Annotated in this window: 17 protein-coding genes and 1 pseudogene; 16 read left to right on the top strand and 2 right to left on the bottom strand. The window is 37.9% G+C overall.

The genetic code is table 11. The features are described 5' to 3' along the window. Nucleotides 1-64: 64 nt before the first annotated feature. Nucleotides 65-175, bottom strand: coding sequence for a DUF4044 domain-containing protein (locus tag KQI94_RS06955; protein ID WP_002383399.1), 111 nt, complete (start codon nt 173-175; stop codon nt 65-67). A 67-nt stretch (nt 176-242) separates the two neighbouring features. Then, nucleotides 243-1208 carry a magnesium transporter CorA family protein gene (locus KQI94_RS06950; RefSeq protein ID WP_216454348.1) on the bottom strand — a complete coding sequence of 322 codons (966 nt, stop codon included), beginning with the start codon at nt 1206-1208 and terminating at the stop codon, nt 243-245. Nucleotides 1209-1452: 244 nt separating this feature from the next. Here KQI94_RS06950 and KQI94_RS06945 point away from each other — a divergent pair, with 244 nt between their 5' ends. The 16 genes and pseudogenes from KQI94_RS06945 to divIVA all read left to right on the top strand — a co-directional run. Further along, on the top strand, nt 1453-1845 hold the full coding sequence (locus tag KQI94_RS06945; RefSeq protein ID WP_002383401.1) for a DUF3397 domain-containing protein: 393 nt from the start codon (nt 1453-1455) through the stop codon (nt 1843-1845). 234 nt (nt 1846-2079) lie between these two features. Next, nucleotides 2080-2565, top strand: a complete 486-nt coding sequence (gene mraZ, locus KQI94_RS06940) for a division/cell wall cluster transcriptional repressor MraZ (protein WP_002383402.1) — start codon at nt 2080-2082, stop codon at nt 2563-2565. A 14-nt stretch (nt 2566-2579) separates the two neighbouring features. After that, complete coding sequence (gene rsmH, locus KQI94_RS06935; protein WP_002355891.1) at nt 2580-3536, top strand: 16S rRNA (cytosine(1402)-N(4))-methyltransferase RsmH; 957 nt, start codon at nt 2580-2582, stop codon at nt 3534-3536. Between the two features lie 16 nt (nt 3537-3552). Further along, nucleotides 3553-3960, top strand: coding sequence for a cell division protein FtsL (ftsL, locus tag KQI94_RS06930; protein WP_002358883.1), 408 nt, complete (start codon nt 3553-3555; stop codon nt 3958-3960). Then, nucleotides 3960-6188: a penicillin-binding protein gene (locus tag KQI94_RS06925; RefSeq protein ID WP_002368235.1), complete on the top strand. Its 2229-nt coding sequence runs from the start codon at nt 3960-3962 to the stop codon at nt 6186-6188. Before ftsL ends, KQI94_RS06925 begins: the two co-directional genes overlap by 1 nt. Before the next feature lie 27 nt (nt 6189-6215). Beyond that, nucleotides 6216-7181 carry a phospho-N-acetylmuramoyl-pentapeptide-transferase gene (gene mraY, locus KQI94_RS06920; protein WP_002368238.1) on the top strand — a complete coding sequence of 322 codons (966 nt, stop codon included), beginning with the start codon at nt 6216-6218 and terminating at the stop codon, nt 7179-7181. Between the two features lie 22 nt (nt 7182-7203). After that, on the top strand, nt 7204-8574 hold the full coding sequence (murD, locus tag KQI94_RS06915) for a UDP-N-acetylmuramoyl-L-alanine--D-glutamate ligase (RefSeq protein WP_002368239.1): 1371 nt from the start codon (nt 7204-7206) through the stop codon (nt 8572-8574). Nucleotides 8575-8578: 4 nt separating this feature from the next. Then, nucleotides 8579-9670: an undecaprenyldiphospho-muramoylpentapeptide beta-N-acetylglucosaminyltransferase gene (murG, locus tag KQI94_RS06910; protein WP_002355896.1), complete on the top strand. Its 1092-nt coding sequence runs from the start codon at nt 8579-8581 to the stop codon at nt 9668-9670. Nucleotides 9671-9678: 8 nt separating this feature from the next. Further along, nucleotides 9679-10803, top strand: coding sequence for a cell division protein FtsQ/DivIB (locus KQI94_RS06905; protein ID WP_002368241.1), 1125 nt, complete (start codon nt 9679-9681; stop codon nt 10801-10803). 173 nt (nt 10804-10976) lie between these two features. Next, complete coding sequence (gene ftsA, locus KQI94_RS06900; protein WP_002355898.1) at nt 10977-12299, top strand: cell division protein FtsA; 1323 nt, start codon at nt 10977-10979, stop codon at nt 12297-12299. Between the two features lie 26 nt (nt 12300-12325). After that, a complete protein-coding gene (gene ftsZ / locus KQI94_RS06895) occupies nt 12326-13558 on the top strand; it encodes a cell division protein FtsZ (RefSeq protein WP_002368242.1) in 1233 nt (410 codons plus the stop codon). A gap of 16 nt (nt 13559-13574) precedes the next feature. Beyond that, complete coding sequence (locus KQI94_RS06890; RefSeq protein WP_002358890.1) at nt 13575-14252, top strand: YggS family pyridoxal phosphate-dependent enzyme; 678 nt, start codon at nt 13575-13577, stop codon at nt 14250-14252. A gap of 13 nt (nt 14253-14265) precedes the next feature. Next, nucleotides 14266-14910 carry a cell division protein SepF gene (locus tag KQI94_RS06885; protein ID WP_002368243.1) on the top strand — a complete coding sequence of 215 codons (645 nt, stop codon included), beginning with the start codon at nt 14266-14268 and terminating at the stop codon, nt 14908-14910. A gap of 28 nt (nt 14911-14938) precedes the next feature. Beyond that, nucleotides 14939-15196, top strand: coding sequence for a YggT family protein (locus KQI94_RS06880; protein ID WP_002355902.1), 258 nt, complete (start codon nt 14939-14941; stop codon nt 15194-15196). A 26-nt stretch (nt 15197-15222) separates the two neighbouring features. Next, nucleotides 15223-16005 carry an RNA-binding protein gene (locus KQI94_RS06875; protein ID WP_216454347.1) on the top strand — a complete coding sequence of 261 codons (783 nt, stop codon included), beginning with the start codon at nt 15223-15225 and terminating at the stop codon, nt 16003-16005. A 151-nt stretch (nt 16006-16156) separates the two neighbouring features. Then, nucleotides 16157-16780, top strand: a pseudogene (divIVA, locus tag KQI94_RS06870) (cell division protein DivIVA); the annotation flags it as partial. Between the last annotated feature and the right edge of the window lie 258 nt (nt 16781-17038).

Raw genomic sequence — 17038 nt, 5'->3', positions numbered from 1 at the left:
CAGCCCCTTCTATCAATTGAAGGGGCTGTTTTTTTACTTTTAATGTGTGAAAAAGTTCTCCAGTTTAAAGACTAAGAATCGCTGTTAAAACAGTTGAACCTACAATTGCGATCAGCATTAGCCAAACCACGACTTTCGTGATTTTTGAAAAGCGACTTTGTTCTTTGTCGTTCATAAATGACACGTCCTTTTTAATTTCTGCTAATAGTGTACAACCTTTTCCTGAAAACAGCAACCTAAAGTTATAAGAGATTCTTTTTCTTTAAAATTCGAATACTAATTACGCAGATTAAGGTAGTGATAGCAAAAATAATCCAAAAAGAATATTCATGCTCTGCAAAAGGGAGTTTCACATTCATGCCGTAAATTCCTCCGATGATGGTTGGAATGGTCAGGACAATTGTTAAGGATGTTAAAATTTTCATGACATTATTTAAGTTATTTGAAACGATTGCTGAAAAAGTATTACTAATGTTATCAACTAATTTTAGTTGTATTTTAGTCGTATTCAGTCCTTGTTCTAGTTCAATCAGAATATCCCTTAAAAATGGCAAATGTTTTTCTGGATGATTAAAAATTTCAGCGCTATATAAACGTTTTAATACTTTTAAATTATCCGTTAAAGCTGCTTCGAAATAAACTAGACTTTTTTGAATGTCCATAATCTGATACAATTGACTATTTTCTGTGGCTACTTGGAGCTCTCCTTCAAGTTTGTTGGTTTGTTGGATAAGTGCTTGTAAGTTTTTATTGAAGGAAAGGGCCATCTTCCATGAAAGGGCTAAAATTAAGGCCTTCTCAATAGAAAGATCTTGATGCGTGAACGCCTCTTTTTGAATCCCATGAACGATGTCGTTAGGCCCATTGCTAACAGTAATTAGTTTGTTATCGACGGTTGCGATTAAAGCAATCGGCACCGTTTCTACTTGCAGATAGCCACTAGGACTGATACTAGCTTTGGGATAACGAAATAAAAGTAACGTAGGCGTTTGTAATTTTTCGTAGCGGAAACCTTCCACTCGAGCATTTTCTTCATCATCTAAAACGCCGGTAAGATAATCTGTTGGTAAGTGGTATTGATTGACGAGACGCTCGATTTCTTCTTCTGTAGGAGATTCTACCGAAATCCAACTTAGGGATTCATCGTCTGGTGAACAAGGTTCAAAATAGTCATTTTTCAATAATAAATAATTAATCAAAAGATTCACCCCGAATCAACATTTTTTGTTCTAAATCCATTATAATAGAAGTATGACACAATACGAGAAGAAAAGCTTATAAAAAACATTCAAAAATAAGTGGCCGCGATAGGTGAGGCCTCGTTTTGAAAATGGTTTGATAAGTAATCCGTTTTTTATATGAAAAAGCAAGCAAAAAGGGCTTTTAGCACATATATTTAAACGAAATGAAACATCTGTGTAACGTTGATGAAGTATAGTTATAGCAGGTGGAATGAAAGGATTTGTTGAGAGAATGGTGTCGTTTTCGGCAATAATGTTATTTTGGTATATTTTTCCGGTAATTGTGCTCTTTGCGTGCAATTTTCTCGTGTCCACTTTTTCCCTAACGGAACGTTGGAAAATAAAAGCACCGGATTTGGCCATTCCGTTTTTATTCATAGGGATCCATGAGTTATCCAAAGATAGTTATGATGAATCGATTATGCCGTATTTTGTGATTTCTATTTTGTTATTAGGAGTCGCTGTTGCCCTGTTTCAAGCTTATTATTATGGAGAGATTTTATATAGACGATATTTCAAGATGTTTTGGCGGTTGACGTTTTTACTAACGTTTGTGTTGTATGTGTTGCTTATCTTGCTAAATATCAGTCATTATCTACTGTAATAAAGCGTGGAGACAATAGGGGAAATACGCTGTGGGAAAATGTCCCCCACAACTCCCCACTCCGTGGGGTTTTTTTTGTTATTTGTGGGGTTATTTTATAAAAAACATAGTAAAAACCTTGTTATAATAACATTTTTTGTTGGGTGATGCTTGTTACATAAAACCCTGTAAATATTACAGAAATTTTAAATAACAGTTAAAAAATAGAAGTTTTTAGATTTATAGTGGTAGAAAGTGGTGGGATGTGGTAGACTTGTTCTATCAAGTGGAAAAGCGGGTGTATTGGCTATGCTTATGGGTGAATACCAACATAATATCGATGCCAAAGGCCGCCTAATCGTTCCATCAAAGTTTCGTGAGGAACTTGGTGAAAAATTTGTGGTAACGAGAGGGATGGATGGCTGTTTATTTGGTTATCCTTTAAATGAATGGTCACAACTTGAAGCAAAACTTCAAGAAATGCCCTTAGCTAAGAAAGATGCACGTACCTTTGTACGATTCTTTTATTCCGCTGCAACAGAATGTGAGATTGATAAGCAAGGTCGTATCAATATTCCGGCGAATTTACGAACACATGCCAGTTTAGAAAAAGGCTGTGTTGTTATTGGCGTCTCTAACCGAATTGAAATTTGGAGTGACGAACGTTGGCATGCATTCTCTGATGAAGCTGAAGAAAACTTTGATGAATTAGCAGAAACAATGATTGATTTTGGATTTTAGGAATGAGGCAAATGATGACTGAAGAATTTCGCCATTACACCGTTCTTTTAAAAGAAACAGTGGATGGATTACAAGTGAAGCCGGATGGCGTATACGTAGATTGCACACTCGGTGGTGCCGGACATAGTGAATACTTACTGACACAATTGAATGAGCACGGTCATTTATATGCCTTTGATCAAGACCAAAAAGCGTTGGCACATGCTAAGACTCGTTTGCAGAAATATGTAGACAAAGGTCAAGTGACCTTCATCAAATCAAATTTTAGAAATATTAAAGAAGAATTGGCAGAACACGGGGTGTTCCATGTTGATGGGATTCTATACGATCTAGGTGTTTCTTCACCACAATTAGATGAAGCGGAACGTGGTTTTAGCTATCATCAAGACGCACCCTTAGATATGCGCATGGATCAAGACGCACCCTTGACGGCTCGCGAAGTGGTGAATACGTATAGCTATAGTGAGTTAGTAAAAATTTTCTTTCGTTATGGGGAAGAGAAATTTTCGAAACAGATTGCTCGAGAAATTGAACGTGTTCGTGAAAAGCAGCCAATTGAAACAACAGGTGAACTTGTTGAGATTATTAAGACGGCGATTCCAGCTCCAGCAAGACGCAAAGGTGGACATCCTGCAAAACGAATTTTCCAAGCAATTCGCATTGCCGTTAATGATGAATTAGGGGCAGTTGAAGAGTCGCTAGAACAAGCAATTGATTTGCTAGCGAAAAATGGCAGAATCAGTGTGATTACGTTCCATTCGTTAGAAGATCGTATTGTTAAAACAATGTTTAAAGAATACAGTACGGTACAAGATTTGCCACCAGGCATTCCAGTGGTACCAGAAGAATTTCAACCAGAATTAAAAGTAATTACCAGAAAACCAATTTTACCAAGTGACAGTGAGTTATCTGAGAATAATCGTTCACGAAGTGCGAAGTTACGCATTGCCGAAAAAATAAAATCTAGATAGAGAGAGGGGTAGACACATGGCTGAATTGAAGAAAGTAAATGATTTCCATTATGAAGCACCAGAAATGGATCAGCCAACTGTGGCAACAGAGCAAGACAGAAAAATGCAAGAGGAAACACTACCTGTCCCCACTCTATTACCCAAAAAGAAACTAAAAAATGTCTCTTTACTAGAAAAATTAATCGGTGTTGTATTAGTTTGTGCAACGATTGGTATTGCAATTGCGACAATTCAAGTAAGAACGACAATTGTCCAAACCATGAACGATATTACAGAAACACAAGCAGTCATTAAAGAAAAGGAAGATAACGCTTTGAAATTGGAACAAGAAAGAAGCGAACTTTCTAAATCAGATCGAATCAAAGATGTCGCTAAAAAACAAGGACTAGAAAATAACGGCGACAATGTTAGGACTGTTAAATAATGAGTAAAAGACATAAATTTAAACAATTCATGAAAAAGAAAAACTTAAATCCGATGAACAATCGTAAAAAAGTAGGCATCATTTTATTCGCTACGAGTATTGGATTGTTCTTTTTATTTGCCTTTAGAACGACATACATTGTGGCAACAGGCAAAGTAGCCGGTGTATCACTAAAGGAAAAAACAGCTTCTCTATATGAAGGAAGCCAAGTGGTAAAAGCTAAGCGAGGATCAATTTTAGATCGATATGGTAATCCAATCGCAGAAGATGCTACTTCTTATTCGTTATATGTCGTATTATCAAAAAAATATACGGGACAAAATAATGAAAAGCTATATGCGGAGAAAAAAGACTTCGATGATATTGCTGAAATTTTAGCGAAATATACCAAACTAGACAAAAAAACAGCATTGAAATACTTGAATAATGGGATCCATGAAGATGGGTCAACACAATATCAAGTGGAATTTGGTACGGGTGGTCAAAACATCACCTTGGAAACACGCCAAAAAATTGAAGCAGATTTGAAAAAGAAAAAAATCTCAGGTGTTTATTTCAATGAACATCCAGCCAGATTATATCCCAATGGTCAGTTTGCTTCTCACTTTATTGGCTATACAAAAGCAGCCAATCCAGATGATGATAAAGAAGGCTTAGTAGGCGCGATGGGACTAGAACAGGCCTATAATGATATTTTAAGTGGAACCGATGGCCGTGTGTATTTTGAAAAAGATATTTACGGTAATGCCTTACCAGGAACTGTGGCGGAAGAGAAAAAAGCAGTGGATGGTCAAGATATTTACACAACGCTAGATAGTCGCTTGCAAAATACCTTAGAAGATTTAATGACGCAAGTTAATGAAAAATATGAACCAGTTTCTATGACTGCCATGTTAATGGAAGCAAAAACAGGCGAAATTGTTGCCATGTCTCAACGGCCAACATTTAATCCTGAAACGAAACAAGGATTAGACAATAATGGCACGTGGCAGAACCTATTAGTTGAAAGTCCGTATGAACCTGGCTCAACGCTTAAATTATTTACGTCGGCGGCGGCCATCGAGCAAGGGGTCTTTAATCCAAATGAATCATTTAACCGCGTAGGTGGTATCACTATTGGAGGTATCCCAATTAACGACCATGATGTCGGCAATTTAAAAGACAAAACGTCTTTAACTTATCGTCAAGCTATTTCTTGGTCTAGTAATATCGGAATGGTGAACTTGGAACAACGAATGGGTGGCGACAAGTGGGTCGAATATTTGAAAAAATTTGGGTTTGGTTCAAGCACACATTCAGGTTTAACTTCAGAACACACTGGGAAACTTCCAGATAATAATATTGTTGATCGGGCCAATTCAGCCTTTGGTCAAGGGATTACAGTTACTAATTTCCAAATGATGAAAGGTTTCTCAGCTATTGCAAATGACGGTTCAATGTTGCAACCTCATTACATCAGCAAAATTGTTGACAAAAATACAGGAAAAGAAACGATTACGGAACCACAAATCGTAGGAACCCCAATCAAAGCGCAAACAGCTCAACAGATTCGTACGTACATGATTGATACTGTTGAAGACCCGACTTACGGGATTGCGTATGATATTTATAAAGTACCAGGCTATCATGTTGCTGCCAAAACAGGAACTGCCCAGATTTCAGATGGTAAAGGGTACGTTGATGGAGCAAGTCAAGTCTTGTCTTCTGTAGTGGAAATGGTCCCAGCGGATAATCCTGAATATGTTTTGTATATTACACTTAGACAAGCAAAAACAGGTTCGCCTTCAGAAGCAATGGCGGCAATTGCAAACCCATTAATGAAATTAGCGTTAGACATTAAAGAGACAGATCCGGAAACAACGAAAGTAGCTTCTGATAAAGTCACAGTTGCTGATTATAAAAACATGACACCAGCGGAAGCGTTGGCCAATGCCAAAGTGAACGGGGTTGATCCTGTGATTATCGGTGATGGTGAAAAAATCAAAAAACAATCAACGCCGTCTGGTCAAACATTAATGCCTAATCAGAAATTGATTTTGATCACAAATGGAACGAACTATATGCCTGATTTAACCGGCTGGTCCAAGAGCGATGTTACCAAGTTTGGCGATCTATTAGGTTTGACTGTCGAGTTTAAAGGTGAAGGCTATGTGACGAAACAAAGTATCGCTGCTGAAACTGAAATTACGGAGAAAAAATTAACCGTGACTTTAGAAGGCACAGAATAATAACGTAGAATAATTAGGAGAGATAACATGGAGTGGACACAGATTTTTATTCCCATAGTGGTGAGTTTTGCCATTACAGTGAGCGTAATGCCACTATTCATTGGCTATTTTCAAATGAAAAAACAAGGGCAGGTTACTCGTGAAGATGGCCCAACTTGGCATAGCGTGAAAACAGGTACCCCTACAATGGGGGGAGTCGTTTTCCTTGTAGCCAGCTTGATTACTTCGCTAGCAATGGGGTTGTTCTTCCACCAATTTACGCCGTCTCTACTAATTATTCTATTTATTTTAGTATTATACGGTTTGCTAGGTTATTTAGATGATTTCATTAAAGTCTTTAAAAAACGGAATATGGGCTTGAATTCTCGTCAAAAATTAATTGGTCAAATTTTTGGTGGGTTGGTTTTCTACTTTGTTTATCGAAGTGAAGGCTTTTCAGACACCTTAGATTTGTTTGGATTAGCAGAAGTTCCGTTAGGTATTTTTTATGGCGTGTTTATTATTTTTTGGTTAGTCGGTTTTTCTAATGCCGTGAATTTGACAGATGGGATTGACGGCTTAGTTGCTGGTTTAGGAACAATTTCATTTGGTACTTATGCAATTATTGCCTGGAAACAACAACAATTTGATGTTGTGATTATCTGCCTAAGTGTGATTGGTGGGCTGATTGGCTTTTTCCCTTATAATAGAAAACCAGCAAAAATCTTCATGGGTGATGTTGGTTCATTAGCATTAGGTGGATTGTTAGCAGCAATTTCAATTATTTTGCATCAAGAATGGACGCTACTTTTAATTGGACTTGTCTACGTTTGTGAAACAGCAAGTGTTATTTTACAAGTTGCTTCATTTAAATTATTTGGTCGACGGATTTTTAAAATGTCACCAATTCATCACCATTTTGAAATGTGTGGTTGGTCTGAATGGAAAATTGATTTTGTCTTTTGGTCTGTCGGTTTAATCTGTTCAGGAATCACATTATGGATTCTTTTCTAATCTATCAAAGGGGAAATTGACAATGAAAAAAATAACAACCTATCAAAACAAAAAAGTGTTGGTTTTAGGACTAGCTAAAAGTGGTGTCAGCGCAGCGAAACTCTTACATGAGTTAGGTGCGCTCGTTACCGTTAATGACGCAAAACAATTTGATCAAAACCCTGACGCCCAAGATTTATTAACCTTGGGTATTCGTGTTGTTACAGGGGGGCATCCAATTGAATTGTTGGATGAAGAATTTGAACTAATTGTTAAAAATCCTGGCATTCCTTATACAAACCCACTTGTGGCAGAAGCACTAACTCGGAAAATTCCTATCATAACTGAGGTGGAATTAGCAGGTCAAATTGCCGAATGTCCAATTGTCGGCATTACGGGCACCAATGGTAAAACAACCACGACCACGATGATTGGTTTACTGCTAAATGCTGACAGAACGGCTGGTGAGGCACGTTTGGCGGGAAATATTGGTTTTCCAGCGAGTACGGTGGCTCAAGAAGCAACAGCCAAGGATGATCTTGTGATGGAACTTTCTAGTTTTCAGTTAATGGGAATTGAGACGTTTCACCCACAAATTGCAGTAATTACAAATATTTTTGAGGCACACTTGGATTATCATGGTTCGCGGAAAGAATATGTTGCTGCAAAATGGGCCATTCAAAAAAACATGACCGCAGAGGACACCTTGATTTTAAATTGGAATCAAGTAGAGCTTCAAACGTTAGCTAAAACCACAGCTGCCAACGTATTGCCTTTTTCAACGAAAGAAGCAGTAGAAGGGGCTTATCTTTTAGATGGGAAATTATATTTCAATGAAGAATATATTATGCCCGCTGATGAGCTAGGGATTCCTGGTAGTCACAATATTGAAAATGCACTCGCAGCGATTTGTGTAGCTAAATTAAAAAATGTATCGAATGTTCAGATTAGACAAACTTTGAAAAACTTTTCGGGCGTTCCCCATCGAACGCAATTTGTTGGCGAAGTTCAGCAAAGACGTTTTTATAACGATTCAAAAGCAACCAATATTTTAGCTACAGAGATGGCGTTAAGTGGGTTTGAAAACCAAAAGCTACTTTTACTTGCAGGTGGCTTGGATCGCGGTAACTCATTTGATGAATTGGTTCCTGCTCTGCTGGGACTCAAAGCAATTGTTTTATTTGGAGAAACCAAAGAAAAATTGGCGGAAGCTGCTAAAAAAGCGAACATTGAAACAATTTTATTTGCTGAAAATGTTCAAACGGCGGTTACCATTGCCTTTGATTATTCGGAAAAAGATGATACTATTTTACTATCACCTGCTTGCGCAAGTTGGGACCAATACCCGAATTTTGAAGTACGCGGGGAAGCCTTTATGCAAGCTGTTCAACAATTAAAAGAAAGTGAAATGTGAGAAAATGAAGATACTAGTAACTGGTGGTGGCACAGGTGGGCATATCTATCCTGCGTTATCCTTCGTCGAACACGTCAAAAAAGAAGCACCTGCAACAGAATTCTTGTATGTGGGAACAGAAAATGGTCTAGAAAGTCAAATTGTGCCAAAGGCGAAAATTCCATTTAAAACGATTAAAATTCAAGGATTCAAGCGTTCGCTAAGTCCTCAAAATTTTAAAACAATTTATTTATTTTTAACAAGCATTAATAAAGCAAAAAAAATTATTCGTGAATTTCAACCAGATGTGGTCATTGGTACAGGCGGTTATGTTTCTGGTGCAGTAGTTTATGCGGCCCACCAATTAAAAATACCGACAATTATTCATGAACAAAATAGTATCCCTGGAATGACAAATAAATTTTTAAGTCGTTATGTGGATAAAATTGCGATTTGTTTTCCAGATGTTGCTAGTTTTTTCCCGAAAGAAAAAACAATTTTAACAGGGAACCCACGGGGACAAGAAGTCGTAACGGTGGAAAAGTCAGCTATTTTATCAGAGTTTGGCTTGGATCCAGCAAAGAAAACGGTGGTTTTATTTGGCGGAAGTCGTGGCGCCTTGAAAATCAATCAAGCGTTTGAACAGGCCTTTCCTTTGTTTGAAGAGAGAGAGTATCAAGTTTTATACGCTTCAGGAGAAAGATATTATCAGGAACTTCAAGAAAGTCTAAAGCTTTCTGAAAAGAAATTGACAAACATAAGTGTGCAACCGTATATTGATAAAATGGTTGAAGTGATGGCTAATACCGATTTAATGGTGGGACGTGCAGGAGCAACCTCAATTGCGGAGTTCACCGCATTAGGATTACCAGCAATTTTAATTCCGAGTCCTTACGTCACGAATGATCATCAAACGAAAAACGCGCAAAGCTTAGTAAAAGTTGGTGCTGTTGAAATGATTCCAGATGCAGAATTGACCGGCGCTCGTTTAGTTGCGGCAATTGATGATATTTTATTAAACAATGAAAAAAGACAACAGATGGCAACGGCGTCCAAAGGGGAAGGCATCCCAGATGCAAGTGATCGTTTGTATCAAGTTGTGAAAACGTTAGTCTGAGATAGGAGGTGTGGAAGATTAGTAACGAGAACGATATATTCAAAAAAAGAAAACCATTACCTCCAAAAAAATCGGAAGAGTCTCAACCTGAACTGACACCTTGGCAAAAACAAAACCAAGAATATTTGAAGAAGCAAGCGGAAGAAGCTGCTTCAAAAGGTGAAAACGAACAAGCAGAAGTCACCATCACTTTACAAGAACAAAGTCAAGAAGAGCCTCAACAACATCTTCCACAAGAAACAGTGGAAGAAGAGGAGCATTTTGCAGATCGTTTACCGAACGTTAAGAAAACACGGAACAAGCGCTTATATAGGCGTTTAGCCTTTATTTTAACTTGTTTAGGGACAGCCATTTTAGTGGCATTGTATTTTGTTTCGCCTCTTAGTCGATTGAGTGAAGTAACAGTTTCAGGTAACAAAAGTGTGGAGAGTCAAGCGATTATTCAGCAGTCAAAACTTGAAACGGGCAGTGGCTTATGGGAGCAGTATTCAAATAGAAATTATTTTTCTGCAAATATTCAGAAAAAGTTTCCAATTATAAAAAAGGCGAACATTAAGTTAAATGGTATTAATTCATTTAAAATTGATATTCAAGAGTATCAAATTGTCGCTCTTGCTGCGACTAAAGGCGGCTATCATCCGATTTTAGAGAATGGTAAAACTTTGGCGGAAACCACCAAAGCTGCTGAAAGTGGCAAACCAATTTTTGAGAATTTCAAAGAGGATAAATTAATCCCTGAATTAATGGCCTCTTACAACAAATTACCTCAAGAAATTAAACAAGGAATTTCAGAAATTAAATATGCACCATCAAAAACCAATAAAGACTTGATTAATGTCTATATGAATGATGGAAATCGAGTGATTGTTAATATTTCTGATTTAAGTGAAAAAATGGCTTATTATTCACAAGTAGCCGAGCAAATGGACAAACCTGGAATCGTTGATATGGAAGTCGGCATTTTTTCTTATCCGTATGAAAAAGAAAGTGAAGAAACGGGCAGTGAAGTTTCCGAAGATTCAGCGGTTGAAAATCAAGAAGTTGTGGACCCAAATGCAGGCGTAGCAACGGATGAAGCGAATAACGGTACGCCGACAAATGGAGAAAATCAAGAAGTGCAACAAGCAGAATAAGTTTTTTACAAAAATGTTTCAAAAATTAACGAACAAATTCGTATAATCTGCTTTCTAAAACCCCCATTTTTATGGTAAAATTGGAAGAAGTGAATAATACTAAAAAAGAGATAGTTAAACGGACGCCTTTGTCCGCTTAGATATTGGAATTAATAGGAGGAGGAATTCCGTTCATGGCAAAAACAGGAATGTATGTAGGCCTCGATATTGGTACAACTTCTGTCAAAGTAGTTGTCGCTGAATATATTGAAGGTCAAATGAACATCATCGGCGTTGGAAATGCAAAATCAGACGGTTTGAATCGAGGGATTGTCGTCGATATTGATCAAACAGTTCAAGCAATCCAACGGGCCGTTCGACAAGCCGAAGAAAAAGCCGGCATTCAAATTAAAAGCGTAAATGTTGGATTACCAGCGAATTTATTAGAAGTAGAAAGCTGTCAAGGAATGATAGCTGTTAGCAGTGAATCAAAAGAAATTACAGATGAGGATGTGCGCAACGTCGCATCTGCAGCTTTGGTTCGTTCAACTCCTCCTGAACGTCAAATTGTTGCAATCTTACCGCAAGACTTTACCGTCGACGGCTTTGAAGGCATCAAAGACCCACGTGGAATGCTTGGCGTTCGCATGGAGATGTTTGGCGTTGTCTATACTGGACCAAAAACAATCATCCATAACATCCGTAAATGTGTTGAAAAAGCTGGCTTAGGAATTAACGAATTAGTGATTACACCGCTTGCTTTAACAGAAACAATTCTAACAGATGGCGAAAAAGACTTTGGAACAATTGTCATTGATATGGGTGGCGGTCAAACAACGACATCTGTTATCCACGACAAACAATTGAAATTTACTCATGTTAACCAAGAAGGCGGCGAGTTCATCACGAAAGATATCTCAATCGTATTGAATACTTCTTTTAACAACGCCGAAGCCTTAAAAATTAATTATGGGGATGCTTATCCAGAAAGAACTTCAGCAAACGAAGAGTTTCCTGTTGATGTTATCGGTAAGTCAGAGCCTGTAAGAGTGGACGAACGTTACCTTTCAGAAATTATTGAAGCGCGTGTGGAACAAATTTTGAGAAAATCAAAAGAAGTTCTGGATGAAATTGATGCGTTTGAATTACCTGGAGGCGTTGTGTTAACTGGTGGCGCCGCTAGTATGCCAGGTATTGTCGATTTGGCGCAAGAGATTTTTGAAGCCAACGTAAAACTATACGTACCAAATCACATGGGCTTACGTAACCCAGTCTTTGCTAATGTCATTAGCATTGTGGAATATTCAGCGCAACTAAACGATATTTATCACATTGCCAAATATGCAATCCCTGGTGAAAAATCGAAACCAGCACAATCAGTCGCTGTCCAACAAGAAGTTCGCTATGACACATATGCTGAACAGCCTCAAGAAGAATACGAAGAATTCAACGAACGTGAGTCTGGTGAAAAAGTGACAGGCAAAATCAAAGACTTCTTCTCGAACATTTTCGACTAATCACACAAACAGGAGGATACGATATCATGGAATTTTCATTAGACAATAACATTAACAACGGTGCAGTCATTAAAGTTATCGGTGTAGGTGGCGGCGGCGGAAACGCTGTAAACCGTATGATCGAAGAAAACGTTAAAGGCGTGGAATTTATCACAGCCAATACAGACGTTCAAGCATTAAAACATTCAAAAGCAGAAACAGTGATTCAATTAGGCCCTAAATACACTCGTGGTTTAGGTGCCGGTTCACAACCTGAAGTTGGCCAAAAAGCTGCAGAAGAAAGTGAACAAGTGATTTCAGAATCATTACAAGGCGCGGATATGATTTTCATTACTGCTGGTATGGGTGGCGGAACTGGTACAGGTGCTGCCCCAGTAGTTGCAAAAATCTCTAAAGAATTAGGCGCTTTAACAGTTGGTGTAGTAACTCGTCCATTTAGTTTTGAAGGTCCAAAACGTGGTCGTTTTGCCGCTGAAGGAATTGCCTTATTAAAAGAAAACGTTGATACACTACTAATTATCTCAAACAACCGCTTATTAGAAGTCGTTGACAAGAAAACGCCAATGCTTGAAGCATTTAGAGAAGCTGATAATGTATTACGTCAAGGTGTTCAAGGAATTTCAGATTTAATCACTGCGCCAGGTTACGTAAACTTGGACTTTGCTGACGTGAAAACAGTGATGGAAAACCAAGGAACAGCTTTAATGGGAATTGGTGTAGCGAGCGGCGAAGAACGCGTAATTGAAGCAACGAAAAAAGCTATTTCTTCACCATTGTTAGAAACATCAATCGATGGTGCGGAACAAGTCTTATTAAACATTACTGGTGGCTTAGATATGACCTTGTTTGAAGCGCAAGATGCTTCAGATATCGTTACAAATGCTGCTTCAGGTGATGTGAACATCATCCTAGGTACATCAATTAACGAAGATTTAGGCGACGAAATTCGTGTAACAGTAATCGCTACAGGTATTGATGAATCAAAAAAGGATAGAAAACCGCACCGTCAAACCAGACAAGCGGTTCAACCAATGCAACAAACAACTCAGTCTGTGGAAATGGATCAACCAAAATCACAAGAAGAAGCAAGTGCTTTTGGCGATTGGGATATTCGCAGAGAACAAAATACACGTCCAAAAGTTGATGAATCTTCATTAGAACAAGTAGACAAAAAAGAATTTGACACATTCCACCGTGAAGAACCAAATCACAATGATGACGAATTAAGTACGCCACCATTTTTCCGCAGAAAACGATAAGGAGCATCGATTAGAAATGATAGCTGAAAACTTAACAAATATTAATAATCAACTTCAGCTAGCATGCAAAAGCTCACAGCGCTCTGTTGCTGATGTGACAATGATTGGCGTCACTAAATCAGTAGGAATTGAGGAAGCAGCAGAGCTTGTTCAGCTTGGTGTCCAGAATTTAGCTGAAAACCGAGTAGATAAGTTACTAGAAAAGAAAGCTGGATTGGAAAAATTTAATGATATTCAGTGGCATTTAATTGGTAATTTACAACGTAGGAAGGTAAAATTAATTATTAATGAGATAGATTATTTTCATGCATTAGATAGTCTGAGTCTAGCCAAAGAAATTCAAAAAAGAGCAACGAAAGTTATTCGTTGTTTTGTTGAAGTGAATATAACTGGGGAAGAAAGCAAGCACGGCTTTCGTAAAGAAGACGTCTTACCTTTCATTCAAGAACTTGCTGATTTGGACAAAATTCAAATCGTCGGTCTAATGACTATGGCACCTTTTGGGGCAAGTGAAGAAGTATTACATGCAACATTTAGAGAATTAAAAGAGCTGCAAATGACCGTAAATGAGAAACATTTATCTTTTGCTCCTTGTACAGAACTTAGCATGGGAATGAGTAACGATTTCCCAATCGCAGTTGAAGAAGGTGCAACTTTTATACGAATCGGAACAGCGTTATTCAGAGATGCGTAAAGGAGAGGAATTTATGTCAATTTTTAACAAGGATGCGTTATCGAGCTTTTTTGGCTTATCTGGCGAAGAAGATGATTATTATGATAACTACGAAGAATATGAAGAGCGCAAAGCAGTTAATGAACCACCGCGTCGTGCAGCTCGGCCTAAACCACAACGCCCTGTTCAACAACAGGAAAGTTACAATCAGCCAGCTTATACACAACAAAGTGAGCCTGTAGTTGAAAAACCTTTTGCACGCTATCGTTCTGCTGAAGCGCATCAAGAAAGAGACACACAACAAGCTGCTTACACAGAGAAAAAAGTGGTTTCTATGCGTAGTTCTAATCAATCAGCGACTACGAATACAAGACGAGCACAAGAAAGCACCGCCAATGCAAAAACACATAAAATTACTATTATTGAACCACGTGTGTATTCAGAAGCAATGAGCATTGCGAAACATTTATTTGCTGAAGAAGCTGTGCTAGTTAATTTTACATTAGTAGAAGAAGACCAAGCACGACGCATCGTTGATTTCTTAACTGGTACTGTGTATGCTTTAGACGGAGATATTCAGCGCGTTGGCAATGAAATCTTCTTATGCACACCAGCGAATATGGAAATTGATAGTGCGACAGCACAATCTTTAGCCAACAAACAATTCTTTGATTTCTAAGCCTTAGGGAGGTGTTATTATCGCAACACTGATTACTCTATTATACAAAGGCGTTCAAATCTATTCAGGATTACTAGTGATTTACGCGCTACTTTCATGGTTTCCAGGAGCATATGATTCTGCTTTCGGGCGTTTGCTCTCTAGAATTTGTGAACCATACTTAAGTTTGTTTGACCGTTTGAATTTAAGGATTGGAATGGTTGGATTTAACGTAATGGTAGGGATTATTGTCCTTAACCTAGCAGCGGGTGGCTTAGCAGTCATTTTACGAGCTATTGTTTATTAATAACTTTTAGAAAGGATGATTTATCTATGAACGCAAATGTGTATCAACATTTCCGCAAAGATGAACATCCTTTTATTGACACTGTCGGGGATTGGCTAGAGCAAGTGGAGATGCAATACGCGCCTTATTTGACAGACTTTCTTGATCCTAGACAGGCGTATATTTTGGAAACGTTGATTCGACAAAACAGTGATTTATCGTTTACTTTTTATGGTGGTTATGAGCAAGCAGAACGAAAACGCTGCTTGATTTATCCAGCGTATTACATACCAGAAGAGACAGATTTTGGTGTTGTATTATTTGAAATTATTTATCCATCTAAATTTGCGACATTATCTCATGGGAAAATTTTAGGCACCTTGATGAATGTTGGGGTTCGTAGGGAAGCCTTTGGAGATATTATTTCCGATGGTGATAAGTGGCAGGTTTTTATAGCACAAGAAGTAGCTGGCTTCGTTGTTAACCAAGTCGACAAAATTGGTAAAATTACTGTTCGTTTAGAAGAGCGTGATTATACACAAATTTTGATACCGAAGGATGGTTGGCAGGAAGAGCGAACGACTATGAGCTCTTTGCGGCTGGATAGTGTGATTTCCGCCGTATTTAATATTTCAAGGCAGCGATCAAAACAATTGATCGAATCTGGTAAAGTAAAAGTCAATTGGACAGAAACGACACGACCAGATTTTGCTTTAGACTTATTAGATATTGTTTCGATACGGGGATTTGGGCGCCTTCAGATTCAAGAATTAGAAGGAAAAACAAAGAAAGAAAAATTTAGTGTCCTCTTAGGGGTATTGAGAAAATAATCTCGAACTTTTGTTTAAGAAAACCATTTTGGCTGTTCATTCAGACGAAGTTGTGTATAATAAAAAAAGTAAGATATTTGCTATTTCAGGATTAGTATGAGAATGTGTTCATAAGGGGTTTTACAAAAATAATCCAAAGAGGTGAAGGAATATGGCATTAACTCCATTAGATATTCAAAACAAAGACTTCTCAACAAAAATGAGAGGCTATAACCAAGACGATGTAGATGACTTTTTAGATCAAGTCACACGTGATTATGAAGATGCATTACAAAAAAATCGTGAACTTGAGAAATCATTAAAACACGCAGAAGAAAAATTACAATACTTCAATGAATTGAAAGATGCATTGAACCAATCAATTATTGTTGCACAAGATACCGCTGATAAAGTGAAATCAAGTGCCAACAAAGAATCAGAAATGATTATCACTTCGGCAGATAACCAAGCCAAAGAAACCTTGGTAGAAGCTGAACGTAAATCAAATGCAATGATTGCAGATGCTGAAGCGAAATCAACACAAATCTTAGCAGAAGCAATTGAACGTGCTCGCCAATTAGCTGGGGAAACAGAAGACTTGAAGAAGAAAACACGTGTCTTCCATCAACGCTTAAGCTTAATGCTTGAAACTCAATTAGAGCAAGTGAAGAGTGAAGAGTGGGAAGAGATTTTAAAGCCTTTTTCTAGTTATGTCGGAGACAAACATACAGCAGTTAAGGAAATTCTTGATGAACAAGACCTTGACAACGAAAATGAAACTGTTGTAAACTCTGAAGAGAACACAGATGCTGTAGTAGAAAAAAAGCCTGTAATTGAAGTCACTGAAGAAACAATTGAAGAAGAATCAAAATAGATAGAACAGAACGTTTAATGTTTATTCTTAGCAGCGAGTCAATGATAGTGAAAGTTTGACAGACACTGGCATTAAACAGATCCTCTATCCTAGATGCAGTTCTGAACACTTGAGTAGGAACTGCCGGATAATTACCGTTATCAATTTCAGAGAAAGTAGGGGCAACTCTACTTTGAATTT

Origin of the sequence: Enterococcus sp. S183_ASV_20 (assembly GCF_018919685.1) — a bacterium.
GTDB lineage: Bacteria > Bacillota > Bacilli > Lactobacillales > Enterococcaceae > Enterococcus > Enterococcus faecalis.
This window is presented reverse-complemented; position numbering and strand designations above follow the sequence as displayed.

Bases quoted from the DNA above. Each gene is read 5' to 3' on its own strand.
- rsmH (WP_002355891.1), top strand. From the start codon at position 2,580: ATGACTGAAGAATTTCGCCATTACACCGTTCTTTTAAAAGAAACAGTG.
- KQI94_RS06955 (WP_002383399.1), bottom strand. From the start codon at position 175: ATGAACGACAAAGAACAAAGTCGCTTTTCAAAAATCACGAAAGTCGTG.
- ftsL (WP_002358883.1), top strand. From the start codon at position 3,553: ATGGCTGAATTGAAGAAAGTAAATGATTTCCATTATGAAGCACCAGAA.
- KQI94_RS06890 (WP_002358890.1), top strand. From the start codon at position 13,575: ATGATAGCTGAAAACTTAACAAATATTAATAATCAACTTCAGCTAGCA.
- KQI94_RS06925 (WP_002368235.1), top strand. From the start codon at position 3,960: ATGAGTAAAAGACATAAATTTAAACAATTCATGAAAAAGAAAAACTTA.
- KQI94_RS06945 (WP_002383401.1), top strand. From the start codon at position 1,453: ATGAAAGGATTTGTTGAGAGAATGGTGTCGTTTTCGGCAATAATGTTA.
- ftsA (WP_002355898.1), top strand. From the start codon at position 10,977: ATGGCAAAAACAGGAATGTATGTAGGCCTCGATATTGGTACAACTTCT.
- KQI94_RS06885 (WP_002368243.1), top strand. From the start codon at position 14,266: ATGTCAATTTTTAACAAGGATGCGTTATCGAGCTTTTTTGGCTTATCT.
- KQI94_RS06875 (WP_216454347.1), top strand. From the start codon at position 15,223: ATGAACGCAAATGTGTATCAACATTTCCGCAAAGATGAACATCCTTTT.
- ftsZ (WP_002368242.1), top strand. From the start codon at position 12,326: ATGGAATTTTCATTAGACAATAACATTAACAACGGTGCAGTCATTAAA.
- murG (WP_002355896.1), top strand. From the start codon at position 8,579: ATGAAGATACTAGTAACTGGTGGTGGCACAGGTGGGCATATCTATCCT.
- mraY (WP_002368238.1), top strand. From the start codon at position 6,216: ATGGAGTGGACACAGATTTTTATTCCCATAGTGGTGAGTTTTGCCATT.
- murD (WP_002368239.1), top strand. From the start codon at position 7,204: ATGAAAAAAATAACAACCTATCAAAACAAAAAAGTGTTGGTTTTAGGA.